The organism is Streptococcus oralis, from assembly GCF_001075675.1.
In the GTDB taxonomy this organism is placed as follows: domain Bacteria; phylum Bacillota; class Bacilli; order Lactobacillales; family Streptococcaceae; genus Streptococcus; species Streptococcus oralis_V.
The window spans coordinates 89,701-109,315 of sequence record NZ_JUNW01000003.1 but is presented as its reverse complement, the minus strand read 5'-3'; the positions used below and the strand labels follow the sequence as shown (position 1 = coordinate 109,315).

The following is a 19,615-nucleotide window of genomic DNA, read 5'->3' as shown; positions in this document are numbered from 1 at the left end:
ACTTTATAAAGTTTATTACTTTGAAAAGGTGTGATAGTGTGGCTACGGCAACAAAGAAGAAAAAATCAACAGTTAAAAAAAATCTAGTCATCGTGGAATCGCCTGCCAAGGCGAAAACGATTGAGAAATATCTAGGCAGAAATTACAAGGTTCTAGCCAGTGTCGGGCATATACGTGATTTGAAAAAATCCAGTATGTCGGTCGACATTGAAAATAACTATGAACCGCAGTATATCAATATCCGGGGCAAGGGTCCTCTCATCAATGACCTGAAAAAAGAAGCTAAAAAGGCCAATAAAGTCTTTCTGGCGAGTGATCCGGACCGTGAAGGAGAAGCAATTTCCTGGCATTTGGCTCATATCCTTGATTTGGATGAGAATGATGCCAACCGTGTGGTCTTTAATGAAATCACCAAGGACGCAGTGAAAAATGCTTTTAAAGAACCTCGCAAGATTGATATGGACTTGGTCGATGCCCAACAAGCTCGTCGTGTCTTGGACCGCTTAGTAGGCTATTCGATTTCGCCAATTTTGTGGAAAAAGGTCAAGAAGGGCTTATCAGCAGGGCGCGTGCAGTCTGTTGCCCTTAAGCTCATCATTGACCGTGAAAATGAAATCAATGCCTTCCAACCGGAAGAATACTGGACAATTGATGGTGTCTTTAAGAAGGGAACCAAGCAATTTCAGGCTTCTTTCTATGGTATGAATGGCAAAAAGATGAAATTGACCACCAACGAAGAAGTCAAAGAAGTCTTGTCCCATCTGACTAGCAAAGATTTCACAGTAGACCAGGTAGATAAGAAAGAGCGCAAACGCAATGCGCCCCTACCTTATACGACCTCAACCATGCAGATGGATGCTGCTAACAAAATCAATTTCCGTACTCGTAAGACCATGATGGTTGCCCAACAGCTCTATGAAGGGATCAATATTGGTACAGGTGTGCAAGGTTTGATTACCTATATGCGTACAGACTCGACTCGTATCAGTCCAGTAGCTCAGAACGAAGCTGCAAGCTACATTAACGACCGTTTTGGTAGCAAGTATTCCAAGCATGGTAGCAAGGTCAAGAATGCCTCAGGTGCTCAGGATGCCCACGAAGCCATTCGTCCATCTAGTGTCTTTAATACACCAGAAAGCATTGCTAAGTACTTGGACAAAGACCAGCTCAAACTTTATACCCTTATCTGGAACCGTTTTGTGGCAAGCCAGATGACAGGCGCTATCTTTGATACCATGGCTGTCAAGCTCTCTCAAAATGGGGTTCAGTTTGCGGCAAATGGAAGCCAAGTTAAGTTTGATGGTTATTTAGCAATTTACAACGACTCTGACAAAAATAAGATGTTGCCAGATATGGCAGTTGGAGATGTGGTAAAGCAGATCAATAGCAAGCCTGAACAACATTTCACCCAACCGCCAGCTCGCTATTCAGAAGCAACGCTTATCAAGACCTTGGAAGAAAATGGAGTTGGACGTCCGTCAACCTACGCTCCGACCATTGAAACCATCCAGAAACGTTACTACGTTCGTCTGGCAGCAAAACGTTTTGAACCAACAGAATTAGGAGAAATTGTTAACAAGCTCATCGTTGAATATTTCCCAGATATCGTAAACGTGACCTTCACAGCTGAAATGGAAGGAAAACTGGATGATGTCGAAGTTGGAAAAGAACAGTGGCAACGTGTTATTGACGAATTTTACAAACCATTCTCCAAAGATGTAGCCAAGGCTGAAGCTGAAATGGAAAAAATTCAGATCAAGGATGAGCCAGCTGGATTTGACTGTGAAGTCTGTGGTAGTCCAATGGTGATTAAGATAGGCCGTTTTGGTAAATTCTATGCTTGTAGCAATTTCCCAGAATGCCGTCACACACAAGCAATTGTTAAGGAGATTGGTGTCGAGTGTCCAAGCTGTCATCAAGGACAAATCATTGAACGCAAAACCAAGCGCAATCGTATCTTCTATGGTTGCAATCGCTACCCAGAATGTGAATTTACCTCTTGGGATAAACCAGTTGGACGTGATTGTCCAAAATGCGGACACTTCCTCGTGGAGAAAAAGGTCCGTGGTGGTGGCAAGCAGGTTGTATGTAGTAATGGCGACTACGAAGAAGAGAAAATTAAATAACACGAAGAGTCCTGAAAATAAATTTCAGGCTCTTTTTACTTGAAGCTTGACAAATTTCCTCACTTTGTGGGAAACTAGTAGAAGATTATTTCAATTAGGAGAAGACATGCGTATTATTTACCTCAGTATTGGTTTTATTTCTTTAGCCTTGGCTCTTGTTGGGGTTGTCTTGCCCCTCTTGCCAACAACGCCCTTTCTTTTGTTAGCTATCGCTTGCTTTTCAAAATCTTCTAAGCGTTTTGAAGACTGGCTTTATCATACAAAGCTTTATCAGACCTATGTAGCTGACTTTCGGGAAACCAAGTCAATAGCGCGTGAACGCAAGAAAAAAATCATCGTATCTATCTATATCTTGATGGGGATTTCTATTTATTTTGCCCCTCTTTTGCCAGTCAAAATCGGTCTGGGAGCCTTGACTATATTTATCACCTACTATCTCTTTAAAGTAATTCCTGACAAAGAATAGTTAAAATAGTAGTTATTTGCCTTGATAAAAATGAAAGCCTATTTAAAATAATATGATATAATAAATTCAAAGAAAACATCAAGGAGAATCAAATGATTTACGAATTTTGTGCTGAAAATGTGACCTTGCTTGAAAAAGCGATGCAGGCTGGAGCTCGTCGAATCGAACTTTGTGACAATCTAGCAGTAGGAGGAACAACACCTAGCTATGGAGTGACCAAGGCGGCGGTTGAACTGGCAGCTAACTACGACACCACCATCATGACTATGATTCGTCCTCGTGGTGGCGACTTTGTCTATACTGATATGGAAATAGCAATCATGCTAGAAGACATTCGTTTGACTACTCAGGCTGGAAGTCAAGGAGTCGTTTTTGGGGCAATAACAGCTGATAATAAGTTGGATAAGCCTAATCTTGAGAAGCTGATTGCCGCATCTAAAGGAATGGAAATTGTCTTTCACATGGCCTTTGATGAATTAAGTGATGAAGACCAGTTGGAAGCCATTGACTGGCTCAGCCAAGTTGGTGTTACCCGTATCCTAACTCGTGCTGGTGTGTCTGGAGACTCGCTAGAGAAACGTTTCGCTCATTATCACAGAATTTTGGAACATGCTAAAGGTAAAATTGAAATCTTACCAGGTGGTGGGATTGACTTGGACAACCGTCAAACCTTTATCGAACAGTTGGGCGTGACACAATTGCATGGAACTAAGGTTGTCTTTTAAAAAATAGAAAGGAACTGCTAGCTTTTGGTAGCAGTTTTCACTTATGTTTGAAATTTTTAAATCCTATCAGTTTAATAAAGAAAAAGCCCATGCCTATGGTTTTGTAGAAAATGGAGAAGTCTGGACTTATAGTTGCCAGATTTTGAACGATGACTTTTCCATGACAGTCTCTATCACTCCTGATAATGTGAGCTTTCAGGTTTTTGATCAGGAAACGGGAGATCTCTATCCTCAAGTACATATGAAAAGTATGCGGGGAAGTTTTGTTGGAAGTGTCCGTGAGACTTGTTTGGAGATTCTTTACCAGATTCGGAAGGCTTGCTTTGATGTGCAGGATTTTATCTGTCCTCAGACTAAGCGTATCATGGCTCAAGTTCAGGAAAAGTATGGTAATCAATTGGAGTATTTGTGGGAAAAGTCTCCTGATACAGCTGTATTGCGCCATGAAGGTAATCAAAAGTGGTATGCTGTTGTGATGAGAATCCCATGGGATAAGCTGGAGAAGGGGAGAGAAGGGCTAGTCGAAGCAGTCAATATCAAACACGACCAAGTAGCTGATTTGCTTTCAAAAAAAGGCATTTATCCGGCCTTTCATATGAACAAACGCTACTGGCTTAGTCTGGCGCTTGATGATAGTTTGCAAGATGAAGAAGTGATAGAACTCATCGAAAAAAGTTGGAACTTGACTGTGAAAAAATAAGGAAATTCGCTTGAGTTTTCAAACACTTTCAATTAGCAAAATATTCTTTACTGAAGAAATTTTCAGAAAATAATGGATTTTTTCTTGACAAGAGATTTTTCCTATGCTAAAATACTAAACAAGATATCAAACGAAGGAGAAAGTCAAACATGAAAACAGCTAAGTTTAATCAATTCGCTTTGTTGTTGAGGTACTCGGGCTAGTGCAAAAGCATTAGTCCTGTTTGGCTTACCAAGCGGGAGTAAATCAACATCTCGCTTGGGCTTCTAAGCGAGATGTTTTTTTAAAACCACATTTGGAAAAGGGGAAATCTTATGCGTAAAGTTGAATTTTTTGATACAAGCCTTCGTGATGGGGAACAAACACCTGGTGTTAACTTCTCAATAAAGGAAAAAGTTTCTATTGCAAGACAGCTGGAGAAATGGGGAATTTCTGTAATTGAAGCTGGTTTTCCGGCTGCTAGTCCAGATTCATTTATAGCTGTTCAAGAAATTGCTAAAGCCATGAAAAAAACAGCAGTGACAGGATTAGCACGTTCTGTAAAATCTGATATTGATGCTTGTTATGAGGCTCTTAAGGATGCCAAGTATCCTCAAATTCATGTCTTTATCGCTACCAGTCCGATTCACCGCAAGTATAAGCTTAATAAGAGCAAGGAAGAGATTTTAGAAGCTATCAAGGAACATGTTTCTTATGCACGTTCTAAGTTTGAAATCGTCGAATTCTCTCCTGAAGATGCGACTAGAACAGAGTTGGATTTCCTCTTGCAAGTCGTTCAAACAGCGGTCGATGCAGGTGCATCTTATATCAATATCCCTGACACAGTTGGCTTTACGACTCCAGAAGAGTTTGCACGTATCTTTGATCACTTGACTGAAAATATTAAATCAGATCATAAAGTTGTCTTTGGTGTCCACTGTCACGATGATCTCGGTATGGCAACTGCAAATACTTTGACAGCAATTAAACACGGTGCTGGACGTGTCCAGGGAACTATTAATGGTATCGGTGAACGCGCAGGTAATGTTGCTCTTGAAGAAGTAGCTGTTGCTTTAAAGATTCGTGAGGATTTCTTCCAAGCAACTAGTGATATTGTTTTGGATGAAACAATGAATACGTCTGAAATGGTTTCTCGCTTTTCTGGTATTCCAGTTCCTAAAAACAAGGCTGTCGTTGGTGGCAATGCCTTTTCTCACGAGTCTGGTATTCACCAAGATGGAGTCCTTAAAAATCCTCTCACTTATGAGATCATCACACCTGAATTGGTCGGTGTCAAGAGTAATAGCCTTCCACTTGGAAAATTGTCTGGTCGCCATGCCTTTGTTGAAAAACTAAGAGAATTAGCCCTAGATTTTACAGAAGAGGATATCAAACCACTCTTCGCTAAGTTCAAGGCACTAGCGGACAAGAAACAAGAAATCACGGATGCAGATATTCGAGCTCTGGTAGCTGGAACCATGGTTGAAAATCCAGAAGGCTTCCACTTTGATGATTTGCAACTTCAAACCCATGCAGACAATGACATTGAAGCGCTCGTTAGCCTAGCCAATATGGATGGTGAGAAAGTCGAATTTAATGCGACAGGGCAAGGTTCCGTTGAAGCGATCTTTAACGCTATCGATAAGTTCTTTAACCAATCTGTCCGCTTGGTGTCCTATACCATTGATGCTGTGACAGATGGAATTGATGCTCAAGCTCGTGTCTTGGTCACTGTTGAAAACAGAGATACCGAAACCATCTTTAATGCAGCAGGACTCGATTTTGATGTACTGAAAGCTTCGGCTATTGCCTATATCAATGCCAATACCTTTGTTCAAAAGGAGAATGCAGGTGAGATGGGGCATAGCGTTTCCTACCGAGACATGCCTAGTGTGTAAAGGAGAAGGCTATGACAAAGAAAATAGTAGCTCTAGCAGGGGATGGAATCGGTCCAGAAATCATGGAAGCTGGTTTAGCAGTTCTGGAAGTTCTAGCTTCAAAAACAGGTTTTGACTATGAAATAGACAGATGCCCCTTTGGAGGTGCAGGTATTGATGCTGCGGGGCATCCCTTACCTGATGAAACCCTCAAGGCATGTAGAGAAGCAGATGCTATTCTCCTTGCGGCTATCGGTAGTCCCCAGTATGATGGGGCGGCGATTCGGCCTGAACAAGGCTTGCTAGCTCTTCGTAAGGAACTCAATCTCTATGCCAATATTCGGCCTGTAAAAATCTTTGATAGTATCAAGCATTTGTCACCTCTCAAACCCGAACGAATTGCTGGTGTAGACTTTTTCGTGGTGCGTGAGTTGACAAGTGGTATTTACTTTGGGGATCATATCCTTGAAGAGCGAAAAGCGCGTGATATCAACGACTACAGCTACGAAGAAGTAGAGCGGATTATTCGCAAGGCATTTGAAATTGCAAGAAATCGGAGAAAAATCGTTACTAGTATCGATAAGCAGAATGTTCTAGCGACATCAAAACTCTGGCGGATAGTGGCTGAGGAAGTCGCGCAGGATTTCCCAGATGTAACCTTGGAACACCAGTTGGTGGACTCAGCTGCTATGCTTATGATTACCAATCCTGCCAAGTTTGATGTCATCGTGACGGAAAATCTTTTCGGAGATATCTTATCTGATGAATCAAGCGTTCTATCAGGCACACTTGGTGTCATGCCATCAGCTAGTCATTCTGAAAAAGGTCCAAGTCTTTATGAACCTATTCATGGTTCGGCACCTGATATTGCAGGTCAAGGAATTGCCAATCCTATCTCTATGATTTTGTCAGTTGCCATGATGCTGAGAGATAGCTTTGGACGTTATGAGGATGCGGAGCGTATCGAGCGTGCTGTTGAAGCTAGTTTAGCGGCTGGCATTTTAACAAGAGATATAGGAGGACAGGCTTCAACCAAGGAAATGACAGAAGCCATCATTGAAAGATTATGAAGATAAATGAAGGAATCACGCTTACCCTCTTGATTTGGAATTTGCTGGTTTTCTTGATTTATGGCATTGACAAATCCAAGGCAAGAAGAGGTGCTTGGCGCGTCCCAGAGAAAATCTTACTCATTTTAGCCTTTACTTTTGGTGGTTTTGGTGCCTGGTTGGCAGGAATCACCTTTCACCACAAGACTAGAAAATGGTATTTTAAAACGGTTTGGTTTCTCGGGATGGTGACCACACTAGTAGCCTTATATTTTATTTGGAGGTAATGGATGGCAGGAAAATCGATTTTTGATAAATTATGGGACCGCCATGTCATCACAGGAGAAGAAGGGCAGCCCCAACTCATGTATGTGGACCAGCACTATATTCATGAAGTGACTAGTCCCCAAGCTTTTCAAGGATTACGAGATGCAGGTCGCAGATTGAGACGACCAGACTTGACATTTGGAACTTTTGACCACAATGTCCCGACAGTTAATATCTACGATATACGAGATGTCATTTCCAAGGCTCAAATTGATAAGCTAGCAGAGAATGTTGAGGAATTCGGGATTGAACATGCGGCCCATGGTTCTGAAAAACAAGGTATCGTTCACATGGTTGGACCAGAAACAGGACGGACGCAACCGGGGAAATTCATCGTCTGTGGAGACAGCCATACGGCAACTCACGGGGCTTTCGGAGCTATCGCCTTTGGGATTGGGACCAGTGAGGTTGAGCATGTTTTTGCTACCCAGACTCTCTGGCAGGTCAAACCCAAGAAAATGCTGGTAGAATTCACTGGTGTTCCTCAAAAAGGAGTCTATTCCAAGGATTACATTCTCGCCTTGATTGCCAAGTACGGCGTTGCTTGTGGTGTAGGCTATGTGGTGGAATATCGTGGGCAAGCGATTGATGCTCTGACCATGGAAGAGCGAATGACCATCTGCAATATGTCCATCGAGTTTGGCTCTAAGATGGGCATCATGAATCCAGATCAGACTACCTATGACTATCTCAAGGGACGGGAATGTGTTCCAGAAAGTTTCGAGGAAGCTGTGGAGGATTGGAAAACGCTTGTCAGTGATGAGGATGCTGTCTATGATAAGGTTATTCAGATGGATGTCTCTGACTTGGCACCCATGGTGACCTGGGGAACCAATCCTGCTATGGGGGTTGACTTTGACAGTAGCTTCCCAGAAATTAAGGATTTGAATGATGAGCGAGCCTACAATTACATGGACTTGGAGCCTGGTCAAAAGCCAGCAGATATTGAACTAGGTTATATCTTTATCGGTTCTTGTACCAATGCTCGTCTCAGCGATTTACAACTGGCTGCACGATTTGTCAAAGGGAAGAAGATTGCTCCCAATCTAACAGCAATCGTAGTACCTGGCTCTCGTCCGGTTAAGCGAGCTGCTGAGAAGTTGGGCTTGGACAAAGTTTTCCTAGACGCTGGCTTTGAGTGGAGAGACCCAGGCTGCTCCATGTGTCTAGGGATGAATCCCGACAAGGTACCTGATGGCGTCCACTGTGCTTCAACCAGTAACCGTAACTTTGAAGATAGGCAGGGATTTGGGGCTAAGACACATCTTTGCAGTCCAGCCATGGCAGCTGCGGCAGCTATCGCAGGGCGCTTCGTAGATGTTCGACAAATGCCAGAAGCCCAGTAAGGAGAGGATATGGAGAAATTTACAGTTTATACGGGAACGACCGTTCCTCTCATGAATGATAACATTGATACAGACCAAATCCTTCCCAAGCAGTTTCTCAAATTAATTGATAAGAAAGGCTTTGGTAAGTACCTCATGTATGCTTGGCGTTATCTGGACGACAAGTATACTGAGGATCCAGACTTTGTCTTTAACCGACCAGAATACCGTAAAGCCAGTATTCTCATCTCAGGGGATAACTTCGGGGCAGGGTCTTCCAGAGAACACGCAGCTTGGGCTCTAGCCGACTATGGTTTTAAGGTCGTGATTGCAGGCTCTTTCGGTGACATTCATTACAATAATGAACTCAATAATGGCATGTTGCCTATTGTTCAGCCTAGGGAGGTTAGAGAAAAGCTAGCCCAACTCAAACCGACCGATCAGGTAACTGTGGACTTGGAACAACAAAAAATCATCTCACCAGTTGGAGAATTCACTTTCGAAATAGATAGCGAGTGGAAACACAAGCTCTTAAATGGTTTGGATGATATCGGTATTACTTTGCAGTATGAAGATTTGATTGCTGCCTATGAAAAACAACGACCAGCCTACTGGCGGGATTAGAAAAAATAGAAAAGGAACTATAGAACTATGACAAAACACATTCAATGGAACGGAACACTTTCACAAGAAGGCTATGACATTTTAAAAGGTGAAGGCGGATGTATCGTTTGCCCTACTAAAGTTGGTTACATTATCATGACTAGCGATAAGGCAGGTCTTGAACGCAAATTTGAAGCTAAAGAGCGTAACCGTAACAAACCAGGTGTTGTACTTTGTGGTAGCATGGACGAGCTACGCGCTTTAGCACAACTAAACCCAGAAATTGAAGCCTTCTACCAAAAACATTGGGACGAAGACATTCTTCTAGGTTGTATCCTTCCATGGAAACCAGAAGCCTTTGAGAAATTGAAAGCATACGGTGATGGCCGTGAAGAACTCATGACAGACGTTCGTGGAACAAGCTGTTTTGTTATCAAATTCGGGAAAGCAGGAGAACAGTTGGCTGCTAAACTTTGGGAAGAAGGTAAAATGGTCTATGCCTCATCAGCAAACCCATCTGGTAAAGGAAACCGAGGTAAGGTGGAAGGCATCGGAGAACGTATCGAAGAAGCAGTGGACCTTGTCATCGAAGCAGACGACTATGTGGCATCTATCCAACCGGACAAAACGATTGAAACTCGCTACGAGCAAGGTGTGATGGTCTCTATGGTTGATAAAGATGGTAAACTCATACCAGAACAAGGAGGAGCCCGTTCAATCTCGCCAGCACCAGTCGTTATCCGTAAAGGGCTTGACATTGATAAAATCATGATGCATTTGTCAGATACCTTTAACTCATGGGACTACCGTCAGGGGGAGTATTACTAAGATAAAAATGAAGTCTAGTGTTATGAGATATTTAAGCTCCTAACACTGGGCTTTTTCTTTAGAAATTCTTTTCTTTTTCTATAGGATATGATATTCTATATATGAAATAGGATTTTGAAATATTAAATACTGACTAGTCTATATATGAAAATGGAGCTACAAAATGGAAGAAAAATTAAATTATTGGATGATAGTTGCAGGAGGAGGTGGAAAAGTTTGGTCCCTATTTAAAGAAGAGAATATAGCTTGTATAGATTTTGATTCTAATTTGTCTAGTATTCTAGATTATAAAAATCCTCAAGAATTGAAACAGGGAAAACAGAGAGATAAATTTATTTGGAAATTTGCTCATGACATAAAAAAAGATGATTACATAATAGCTACCACAGGGGTTAAGGAAATTTTAGGAATTGGTCAATGTGTGAAACCTTATTATTTTGACGAATCTAAAAAAACATTTAAACATTGTATTGGTGTTAAATGGTTGAAAGTAGATGGTGGATGGGAATACCAAGGTAAAAAAGGTGTAAGACAAACCATCAACTGGGACAGAAACAAGGAACGTATCAATTTATATAAATCCATTCTAAATGGCACATACAGAAAAAATATAGAGAAAGTTGTTATGAATAAAAATATTAACGATTATTTAGATATATTAAGAAAATCCAAAAACCTTATCCTTCGAGGTGCACCTGGTACAGGAAAAACACACCTTGCTATTGATATTGCAAACGAATTAACAGATGGCAACAAAGATCAAATCGACTTTGTACAGTTTCACCCATCTTATGATTATACGGATTTTGTAGAGGGGTTGAGACCGGCATCTAATGGAGATGGTACCATTGAGTTTAAATTAGTAGATGGTATCTTTAAGAAGTTTTGTCAGAAAGCTAGAGACGCTAAGAAAACTGGAGGCCAAGATAATTTTGTCTTCATCATTGATGAAATCAACCGTGGTAAGATTTCTAAGATTTTTGGTGAACTCTTTTTCTCTATTGACCCTGGCTATCGTGGTGAAAAGGGAAGTGTTTCTACCCAATATGCAAATCTACACGAAACTGATGAAATGTTTTATATCCCCGAAAATGTTTACATCATCGGAACTATGAATGATATTGATCGTTCGGTGGATACCTTTGATTTTGCTATGCGTCGTCGTTTTCGTTTTGTTGAAGTTACTGCCGAGAGTCAAGTTGGCATGTTGGATAAAGAGCTGAATATCCATGCAGAAGAAGCAAAAACTCGTCTAAGAAACTTGAATACTGCTATAGAAAACGTTCAGGAATTAAACAGTCATTATCATATCGGACCAAGTTATTTCCTTAAGTTGAAGGATGTAGACTTTGACTATGAATTACTCTGGTCTGATTATCTCAAACCACTTTTGGAAGATTACTTACGGGGTTCTTATGAAGAGTCTGAAACTCTGGCAATATTAAAAAAAGCATTTGATCTGACAAATAAAGAGCAAACAGTTCAGCAAGATACTGGTGATGATAATGCGGATAACTGATAATCAGCATAGAATTGCTAAAGAAGATTTTGTCGCAGAATATCCCAAACTAAGTCAAGCTCTTCTTGATAGAACACTGGATAACCTTTCTAGAGAGGATAATATCTTTATTTTTCCAAACGATTTGACTCATTCTCCTGATTTGGATAAGGACCAAAAGATTTTTGAAACTGTCGATCAGGAAATTAAGACTGGAAATGTGATTGGTTTTCTGGGGTGTGGTCAGGAAAAATTGACGATTTCCTCTCGTTTTTCTGATGAAAGTAACGACCATTTTTTGCATTATCTATTGCAGAAAGTTCTAAATATCAATCTCACTAGTTTGGATGTAGCTTTGTCGCGTGAAGATAAGCTCTATCAACTTTTGATGTATCTCTTCCCCAAGTATCTACAAGCTGCAATTCGAAAAGGTTTTTATAAGGAATACCAAAGATTTTCTCATAACGACAGTCATGTAAAGGGTGTACTAGATGTTGGAAATCATCTGAAAAAAAATTTCCCTTTTACGGGGAATATTGCCTATACCACTAGGGAGTTCACCTATGATAATCCACTCATGCAATTGATTCGTCACACTATTGAATACATTAAAAACCAGATAGGCATTGGTCAAGAGGTATTTGATAATCTCTTAATTAGTCGTGAAAATGTATCTGAAATCGCGCGTGTAACGCCCTCTTATAAACTAGCTGATCGTGCCAAGATTATCAGAATGAATAAAACCAAACCTATTCGACACGCCTATTTCAGAGAGTACAGAAAGCTACAAGAACTTTGCCTGATGATTCTAAATAGAGAAAAGCATGGTTTAGGATATCAAGAGCAAAAAATCCATGGTATTCTTTTTGATGTTTCCTGGCTCTGGGAAGAGTATGTTTATACCTTGTTGCCAAAAGGTTTTGTACATCCCAGAAATAAGGATAAGACAGACGGTATTTCAGTATTTTCTAATCGTGAAAGAAAAGTATTTCCAGATTTTTATCATAAAAAGTTAAAAATAGTTCTAGATGCTAAATATAAAAAACTTGAAGATACTGAAAAAGGAATCAACCGTGAGGACTTATTCCAGCTGATTTCCTATTCTTATATTTTAAAAGCTGAGAAAGCTGGTCTTGTTTTTCCGAGCAAGCACAAGGTTGTTGATAATGAAATAGGAAAGCTAGCAGGTTATGGAGCTTTGTTGAAGAAGTGGTCTATCCAAATTCCTCAGAATGCTTCATCCTACAGTGCGTTTTGTAAAATGATGGAAAACTCCGCAGAAATTTTTAAAAGGAATATTGATAAGGAAGTGGGGAGAAACTAATCTCTCCACTTTTTATATTCAAACCATAAAAACCGAACATTATTGTTTTATAATTGAAATTATTTGACAAAAACTGTACTTTGGTTTATAATAAATTAAGGAAACGTCGGAAAAGACGTAGGGATGCGCAAGCATAGGTAGGTCATCACAAAAGAAACGAGATATCGATATGTTAAATGAATTTCCGATTTTTGATTACGAAGATATTCAGTTGATCCCTAATAAATGTGTCATTAAAAGCCGTGCAGAAGCGGATACAAGTGTCACACTTGGAAATCACACTTTCAAACTACCTGTTGTACCAGCCAACATGCAGACGATTTTGGATGAGAATGTCGCAGAGCAACTGGCTAAAGGCGGATACTTCTACATTATGCACCGTTTTGATGAGGCGGGGCGCATTCCTTTTATCAAACGCATGCATGATCAAGGGCTCATTGCTTCCATTTCTGTTGGTGTTAAGGATTACGAGTATGATTTCGTTAGCCAACTCAAGGATGATGCTCCGGAATATATTACGATTGACATTGCTCATGGTCATGCAGATAGCGTGATTTCTATGATTCAGCACATCAAGAAGGAATTACCAGATACCTTTGTCATTGCTGGGAATGTGGGAACACCAGAAGCTGTGCGTGAATTGGAAAATGCTGGTGCGGATGCTACCAAGGTCGGAATTGGTCCTGGTAAGGTTTGTATCACCAAGGTCAAGACTGGTTTTGGTACAGGTGGTTGGCAGTTGGCAGCACTTCGCTGGTGTGCTAAGGCGGCTCGCAAACCGATTATTGCTGATGGTGGGATTCGTACTCATGGTGATATTGCTAAGTCTATCCGTTTCGGTGCTAGTATGGTCATGATTGGTTCCCTATTTGCAGGACATATCGAAAGCCCAGGAAAGACGATTGAAGTTGATGGGGAACAGTTCAAAGAATACTATGGTTCAGCTTCACAATATCAAAAGGGTGCTTATAAAAACGTGGAAGGAAAACGCATCTTACTTCCTGCCAAAGGACACTTGCAAGACACCCTTACTGAGATGGAGCAGGATCTGCAAAGTGCCATTTCCTACGCAGGTGGACGAAAGGTTGCCGACCTCAAGCACGTTGATTATGTGATCGTGAAAAACTCTATCTGGAATGGTGATGCATCCCACTAATGGACGCTTAGTCCACCCATAAAAAACTTGTTATTAGAGCAAATTTCTGTTATAATAAGACAAGTTTCCACCCTTAGTGTAATGGATATCACGTAAGATTCCGGTTCTTGAGATGGGGGTTCGATTCCCTCAGGGTGGATGTAAATAGCCTATGAAAGCCTTCAAGTAAGGCTTTTTTCTTTATACTGCCCCTAAAATTGAAAATTTTTTTAAAAAATGCTCAATTCCCCTCTAGTCCCGTTTTAAAGTGACTCAGGGGGCTTTTTTTGATATAATAAGAAGGACTGTTATCAGTTAGAAAGAGGTTGGTATGAAAGAATTACAAACTGTACTGAAAGACCGTTTTGCAATCGAATTTGCAGATAAAAAGCTACTAGAAACTGCCTTTACTCATACGAGTTATGCCAATGAGCACCGCCTCTTAAAAATTTCACACAATGAGCGCTTGGAATTTTTAGGAGACGCTGTTCTGCAATTATTGATTTCAGAATACCTGTATAAAAAATATCCTAAGAAACCAGAGGGTGATTTGTCCAAGCTCCGTGCCATGATTGTCCGTGAGGAGAGTTTGGCTGGTTTTGCGCGTGATTGCCAGTTTGATCAGTTTATCAAGCTGGGTAAGGGGGAAGAAAAGTCTGGTGGGCGCAATCGTGACACCATTCTTGGCGATGCCTTTGAAGCCTTTCTGGGAGCGTTGCTTTTGGACAAGGATGTTGCTAGAGTAAAAGAATTTATCTATCAAGTCATGATCCCCAAGGTTGAAGCAGGTGACTTTGAAATGATTAAGGATTACAAGACGCACCTGCAAGAGCTGCTCCAGGTCAATGGAGATGTGGATATTCGCTACCAGGTGACCTCTGAAACGGGACCTGCCCATGAGAAGGTTTTTGATGTAGAAGTTCTAGTTGAGGGTAAGAGTATCGGAAAAGGTCAAGGCCGTTCTAAAAAATTGGCAGAACAAGAGGCCGCCAAAAATGCAGTTGAGAAAGGGCTGGATTCATGTATTTAAAGGAAATTGAGATTCAGGGATTCAAGTCCTTTGCTGACAAGACTAAGGTCGTCTTTGATCAAGGTGTGACAGCTGTCGTTGGGCCCAATGGTTCTGGGAAGTCAAATATTACAGAAAGTCTGCGATGGGCCTTGGGGGAGTCTAGTGTCAAGAGCCTCCGTGGTGGTAAGATGCCCGATGTCATTTTTGCTGGGACTGAAAGTCGTAAACCGCTCAATTATGCTTCGGTTGTCGTGACTTTGGATAATGAAGATGGCTTTATCAAGGATGCTGGACAAGAAATCAAGGTTGAGCGCCATATCTATCGTAGTGGAGATAGTGAGTATCGAATTGATGGCAAGAAAGTGCGCTTGCGTGATATTCATGACCTTTTCTTAGATACCGGTTTGGGACGGGATTCTTTCTCCATCATTTCCCAAGGGAAGGTTGAGGAAATTTTTAACTCCAAGCCCGAAGAACGCCGTGCTATTTTTGAAGAAGCTGCGGGTGTTTTGAAATACAAGACTCGTCGAAAAGAAACAGAAAGCAAACTGCAACAAACTCAAGACAATCTCGACCGCTTAGAGGACATTATCTATGAGTTGGACAATCAAATCAAGCCTCTTTCCAAACAAGCTGAAAATGCTCGTAAGTTTCTCGACTTGGATGGTCAACGCAAGGCGATTTACTTGGATGTACTGGTTGCCCAAATCAAGGAAAACAAGACTGAACTAGAGCTAACAGAAGAAGAACTAACTCAAGTTCAGGAACTCTTGACTAGCTATTACCAAAAGCGTCAAGAGTTAGAAGAAGAAAATCAAAGTCTTAAAAAGAAACGCCAAGATCTCCAAGCTCAAATGTCCAAAGACCAAGGAAGTTTGATGGATCTGACGAATCTGATAAGTGATTTAGAGAGAAAATTAGCCCTATCAAAACTGGAGTCCGAGCAGGTAGCCCTCAATCAACAAGAAGCACAAGCCCGTTTGACTGCTTTGGAAGATAAGAGAAAGACTCTAAGTAAAGAGAAATCTGAAAAAGAAGCGAACTTGGCACAGTTAGAGGAAAATCTAGCTGAAAATAACAAGGAACTCAATCGTTTAGAGGCAGAAATGCTAGCTTTTTCAGATGATCCTGACCAGATGATCGAGCTCTTACGCGAACGCTTTGTCGCTCTTTTACAAGAAGAAGCGGATGTCTCAAACCAACTGACCCGCATCGAGAATGAGTTGGAAAACAGCCGTCAACTCTCTCAAAAACAAGCAGATCAACTTGAGAAATTGAAAGAACAACTGGCTACAGCTAAAGAGAAGGCTAGTCAACAGCAGGCTGAGCTTGAAACTGCTAAGGAGCAGGTTCAGAAATTATTGGCTGACTACCAAGCTAGTGCCAAGGAGCAAGAGGAACAAAAAGTTTCTTACCAAGCCCAGCAGAGCCAACTCTTTGACCGTCTGGATAGTCTCAAAAACAAGCAGGCTAGAGCCCAGAGTTTGGAAAATATCCTTAGAAATCATAGCAACTTTTACGCGGGTGTTAAGAGTGTTCTCCAAGAAAAAGACCGTCTTGGTGGGATCATTGGTGCAGTTAGTGAACATTTGACCTTTGATGTGCATTATCAAACTGCCCTAGAGATTGCGCTTGGCGCAAGCAGTCAGCACATCATCGTAGAAGATGAGAAGGCGGCGACTAAGGCTATTGATTTCCTCAAACGCAACAGATCTGGACGTGCAACCTTCCTTCCGTTGACGACTATCAAGGCTCGTACGATTTCTAGTCAGAATCAAGACGCTATCGCTGCAAGTCCAGGATTTCTGGGTATGGCAGATGAGTTGGTGTCGTTTGATACTAGACTAGAAGCTATTTTTAAGAACTTGCTAGCCACAACGGCTATCTTTGATACAGTAGAACATGCGCGTGCCGCAGCTCGTCAAGTTCGTTATCAGGTTCGTATGGTGACACTGGATGGGACAGAGTTGCGCACAGGTGGTTCCTACGCGGGTGGTGCCAATCGCCAGAATAACAGTATCTTCATCAAGCCAGAGCTAGAGCAATTACAAAAAGAAATTGCTGAAGAAGAAGCTAGTCTGCGTTCGGAAGAAGAAAGTTTGAAGACCTTGCAAGATGAGATGGCGGTATTGACAGAAAGATTAGAAGCCATCAAGTCTCAGGGGGAGCAAGCTCGTATACAGGAGCAAGGCTTGTCCCTCGCTTATCAGCAAACTAGTCAGCAAGTGGAAGAGTTAGAAACTCTTTGGAAACTTCAAGAAGAGGAATTAAATCGCCTTACTGAAGGTGATTGGCAAGCGGATAAGGAAAAATACCAAGAGCGCCTTGCTACTATCGCCAGTGAAAAGCAAAATCTGGAAGCTGAGATTGAAGAAATTAAGTCTAATAAAAACGCTATTCAAGAACGTTATCAAAACTTGCAGGAACAAGTAGCGCAAGCACGCTTGCTTAAGTCAGAACTGCAAGGACAAAAGCGGTATGAAGTGACTGATATTGAACGCCTAGGTAAGGAATTGGATAACCTCAATCTCGAACAAGAGGAAATCCAGCGTCTTCTCCAAGAAAAGGTTGATAATCTTGAGAAGGTTGATACGGATATGCTAAGTCAGCAGGCGGAAGAGGCCAAAACTCAGAAAACAAACCTCCAACAAGGTTTGATACGCAAGCAGTTTGAGTTGGATGATATCGAGGGTCAACTGGATGATATTGCCAGTCATTTAGACCAAGCTCGCCAGCAGAATGAGGAGTGGATTCGCAAACAAACACGTGCTGAAGCTAAGAAGGAAAAGGTCAGCGAACGCTTGCGCTATCTACAAGCTCAATTAACAGACCAGTACCAGATCAGCTATAATGAGGCTCTAGAAAAAGCGCATGAACTGGAAAATCTCACTCTGGCAGAGCAAGAGGTTAATGATTTAGAGAAGGCTATTCGCTCACTGGGTCCTGTCAACTTAGATGCTATTGACCAGTACGAAGAAGTCCACAATCGTTTGGATTTCCTAAATAGCCAACGAGATGATATTTTGTCTGCGAAAAACCTACTCCTTGAGACTATCACAGCGATGAATGATGAGGTTAAGGAGCGCTTCAAATCAACCTTTGAGGCTATTCGTGAGTCCTTCAAAGTGACCTTTAGACAGATGTTTGGCGGTGGTCAGGCAGACTTGATATTGACTGAGGGCGATCTTTTAACAGCTGGTGTGGAGATTTCTGTTCAACCACCAGGTAAGAAAATCCAATCTCTCAACCTCATGAGTGGTGGCGAGAAAGCCCTATCAGCTCTGGCTCTGCTTTTCTCAATCATCCGAGTTAAGACTATTCCTTTCGTTATCTTGGACGAGGTAGAGGCGGCACTAGACGAAGCCAATGTTAAACGCTTTGGGGATTACCTCAATCGTTTTGACAAGGATAGTCAGTTTATCGTCGTGACCCACCGTAAGGGAACGATGGCGGCAGCGGACTCTATCTATGGAGTTACCATGCAAGAATCAGGTGTTTCTAAGATTGTTTCCGTTAAGCTAAAAGATTTGGAAGAGACAGTAGACTAGTTACCAAATGATAGCATCTCTTAGGAGGTGCTATTTTTTAAAACTAAAGTGCTAAATTTTCTCTTACGGTCAGTTCAGGCGCAAAAAACGACATTTGGGATTTCCTCTTAGCGAAAAGACTTTCTCTATGATATAATAGTTTCATGATTACAACAGTACCTATTAAGAACGAAAAAGATATTGCAGTACCAGGTAATACAGTCCTTGTACTAGGTTATTTTGATGGCATCCACAAGGGGCATCAGAAACTTTTTGAAGTGGCCAGTAAGGCTTCTATGAAGGATTATCTGCCAGTTGTCGTGATGACCTTTACAGAGTCGCCAAAACTTGCCTTGCAACCTTACCAACCTGAGCTTATGCTCCATATCGTCAATCACGAGGAACGGGAGCACAAGATGAAATGGCATGGGGTAGAGGCTCTTTTCTTACTTGACTTTAGTAGCAAATTTGCCAATCTAACAGGGCAGGAATTCTTTGATACCTATGTTCGAGCTTTAAAACCAGCGATTATCGTAGCGGGATTTGATTACACGTTTGGTTCAGATAAGAAAACCGCGGATGAACTGAAGGACTATTTTGATGGAGAGATCATCATTGTTCCTCCAGTTGAGGATGAAAAGGGCAAGATTAGTTCTACACGGATTCGCCAGGCAATTCTTGATGGAGATGTAAAGGAAGTCAATCATCTGCTCGGCACACCTCTCCCATCTCGTGGGATGGTCGTTCATGGGAATGCCCGTGGGCGGACTATTGGTTATCCAACAGCCAATCTAGTCCTAAGAGACCGAACTTACATGCCAGCTGACGGTGTTTATGTAGTCGATGTCGAGGCGCAACGTCAGAGATATCGTGGAATGGCGAGCGTTGGCAAAAATGTCACCTTTGATGGAGAAGAACCACGTTTTGAAGTCAATATTTTTGACTTTTCAGATGATATTTACGGTGAGACAGTCATGGTCTACTGGCTGGACCGTGTTCGCGATATGGTCAAATTTGACTCCGTAGAGGAACTGGTAGACCAACTCCAGAAAGATGAAGAGATTGCTCGGAACTGGAAGGATGGAGAGTAGGAAAGTTTAAAAAAGTGAACCAT

16 protein-coding genes and 1 tRNA gene are annotated in these 19,615 nt (G+C 41.6%); all 17 read left to right on the top strand.

Annotation, left to right across the window (positions count from 1 at the left end):
* Window positions 1–38: 38 nt before the first annotated feature.
* The 17 genes from topA (at window position 39) to ADM50_RS00555 (ending at window position 19,592) form a co-directional block, all read left to right on the top strand.
* Complete coding sequence (gene topA, locus ADM50_RS00635; protein WP_049484178.1) at window positions 39–2,126, top strand: type I DNA topoisomerase; 2,088 nt, start codon at window positions 39–41, stop codon at window positions 2,124–2,126.
* Between the two features lie 106 nt (window positions 2,127–2,232).
* Window positions 2,233–2,592, top strand: a complete 360-nt coding sequence (locus tag ADM50_RS00630; protein ID WP_001220358.1) for a YbaN family protein — start codon at window positions 2,233–2,235, stop codon at window positions 2,590–2,592.
* A 92-nt stretch (window positions 2,593–2,684) separates the two neighbouring features.
* Window positions 2,685–3,317: a copper homeostasis protein CutC gene (locus tag ADM50_RS00625; protein WP_049484177.1), complete on the top strand. Its 633-nt coding sequence runs from the start codon at window positions 2,685–2,687 to the stop codon at window positions 3,315–3,317.
* 43 nt (window positions 3,318–3,360) lie between these two features.
* Window positions 3,361–4,017: an MmcQ/YjbR family DNA-binding protein gene (locus ADM50_RS00620; protein WP_049484176.1), complete on the top strand. Its 657-nt coding sequence runs from the start codon at window positions 3,361–3,363 to the stop codon at window positions 4,015–4,017.
* Window positions 4,018–4,331: 314 nt separating this feature from the next.
* A complete protein-coding gene (locus ADM50_RS00615) occupies window positions 4,332–5,894 on the top strand; it encodes a 2-isopropylmalate synthase (RefSeq protein ID WP_049484175.1) in 1,563 nt (520 codons plus the stop codon).
* An 11-nt stretch (window positions 5,895–5,905) separates the two neighbouring features.
* Window positions 5,906–6,943, top strand: a complete 1,038-nt coding sequence (leuB, locus tag ADM50_RS00610; RefSeq protein WP_049484174.1) for a 3-isopropylmalate dehydrogenase — start codon at window positions 5,906–5,908, stop codon at window positions 6,941–6,943.
* Entirely contained in the window at window positions 6,940–7,209 is a 270-nt protein-coding gene (locus ADM50_RS00605; protein WP_049484173.1) for a DUF1294 domain-containing protein, read from the top strand. Before leuB ends, ADM50_RS00605 begins: the two co-directional genes overlap by 4 nt.
* A gap of 3 nt (window positions 7,210–7,212) precedes the next feature.
* Complete coding sequence (leuC, locus tag ADM50_RS00600; protein WP_049484172.1) at window positions 7,213–8,595, top strand: 3-isopropylmalate dehydratase large subunit; 1,383 nt, start codon at window positions 7,213–7,215, stop codon at window positions 8,593–8,595.
* 9 nt (window positions 8,596–8,604) lie between these two features.
* Window positions 8,605–9,198 carry a 3-isopropylmalate dehydratase small subunit gene (gene leuD / locus ADM50_RS00595; protein ID WP_049484171.1) on the top strand — a complete coding sequence of 198 codons (594 nt, stop codon included), beginning with the start codon at window positions 8,605–8,607 and terminating at the stop codon, window positions 9,196–9,198.
* A 27-nt stretch (window positions 9,199–9,225) separates the two neighbouring features.
* Window positions 9,226–10,005 (top strand): L-threonylcarbamoyladenylate synthase, encoded by a 780-nt coding sequence (locus ADM50_RS00590; protein ID WP_049484170.1) that lies wholly within the window; start codon window positions 9,226–9,228, stop codon window positions 10,003–10,005.
* 163 nt (window positions 10,006–10,168) lie between these two features.
* Window positions 10,169–11,524, top strand: coding sequence for an AAA family ATPase (locus ADM50_RS00585; protein ID WP_049484169.1), 1,356 nt, complete (start codon window positions 10,169–10,171; stop codon window positions 11,522–11,524).
* Window positions 11,511–12,827 (top strand): McrC family protein, encoded by a 1,317-nt coding sequence (locus ADM50_RS00580; protein ID WP_049484168.1) that lies wholly within the window; start codon window positions 11,511–11,513, stop codon window positions 12,825–12,827. Before ADM50_RS00585 ends, ADM50_RS00580 begins: the two co-directional genes overlap by 14 nt.
* A 169-nt stretch (window positions 12,828–12,996) precedes the next feature.
* On the top strand, window positions 12,997–13,983 hold the full coding sequence (locus ADM50_RS00575; protein ID WP_049484167.1) for a GMP reductase: 987 nt from the start codon (window positions 12,997–12,999) through the stop codon (window positions 13,981–13,983).
* Window positions 13,984–14,050: 67 nt separating this feature from the next.
* A tRNA-Arg gene (locus ADM50_RS00570) sits at window positions 14,051–14,122 on the top strand.
* A 171-nt stretch (window positions 14,123–14,293) separates the two neighbouring features.
* Window positions 14,294–14,992 (top strand): ribonuclease III, encoded by a 699-nt coding sequence (gene rnc, locus ADM50_RS00565; protein WP_049484166.1) that lies wholly within the window; start codon window positions 14,294–14,296, stop codon window positions 14,990–14,992.
* Window positions 14,983–18,522, top strand: a complete 3,540-nt coding sequence (gene smc, locus ADM50_RS00560) for a chromosome segregation protein SMC (protein WP_049484165.1) — start codon at window positions 14,983–14,985, stop codon at window positions 18,520–18,522. The genes rnc and smc overlap by 10 nt, the downstream gene beginning before the upstream one ends.
* Window positions 18,523–18,665: 143 nt before the next feature.
* Window positions 18,666–19,592 (top strand): bifunctional riboflavin kinase/FAD synthetase, encoded by a 927-nt coding sequence (locus tag ADM50_RS00555; protein WP_049484164.1) that lies wholly within the window; start codon window positions 18,666–18,668, stop codon window positions 19,590–19,592.
* The last annotated feature ends 23 nt before the right edge of the window (window positions 19,593–19,615 follow it).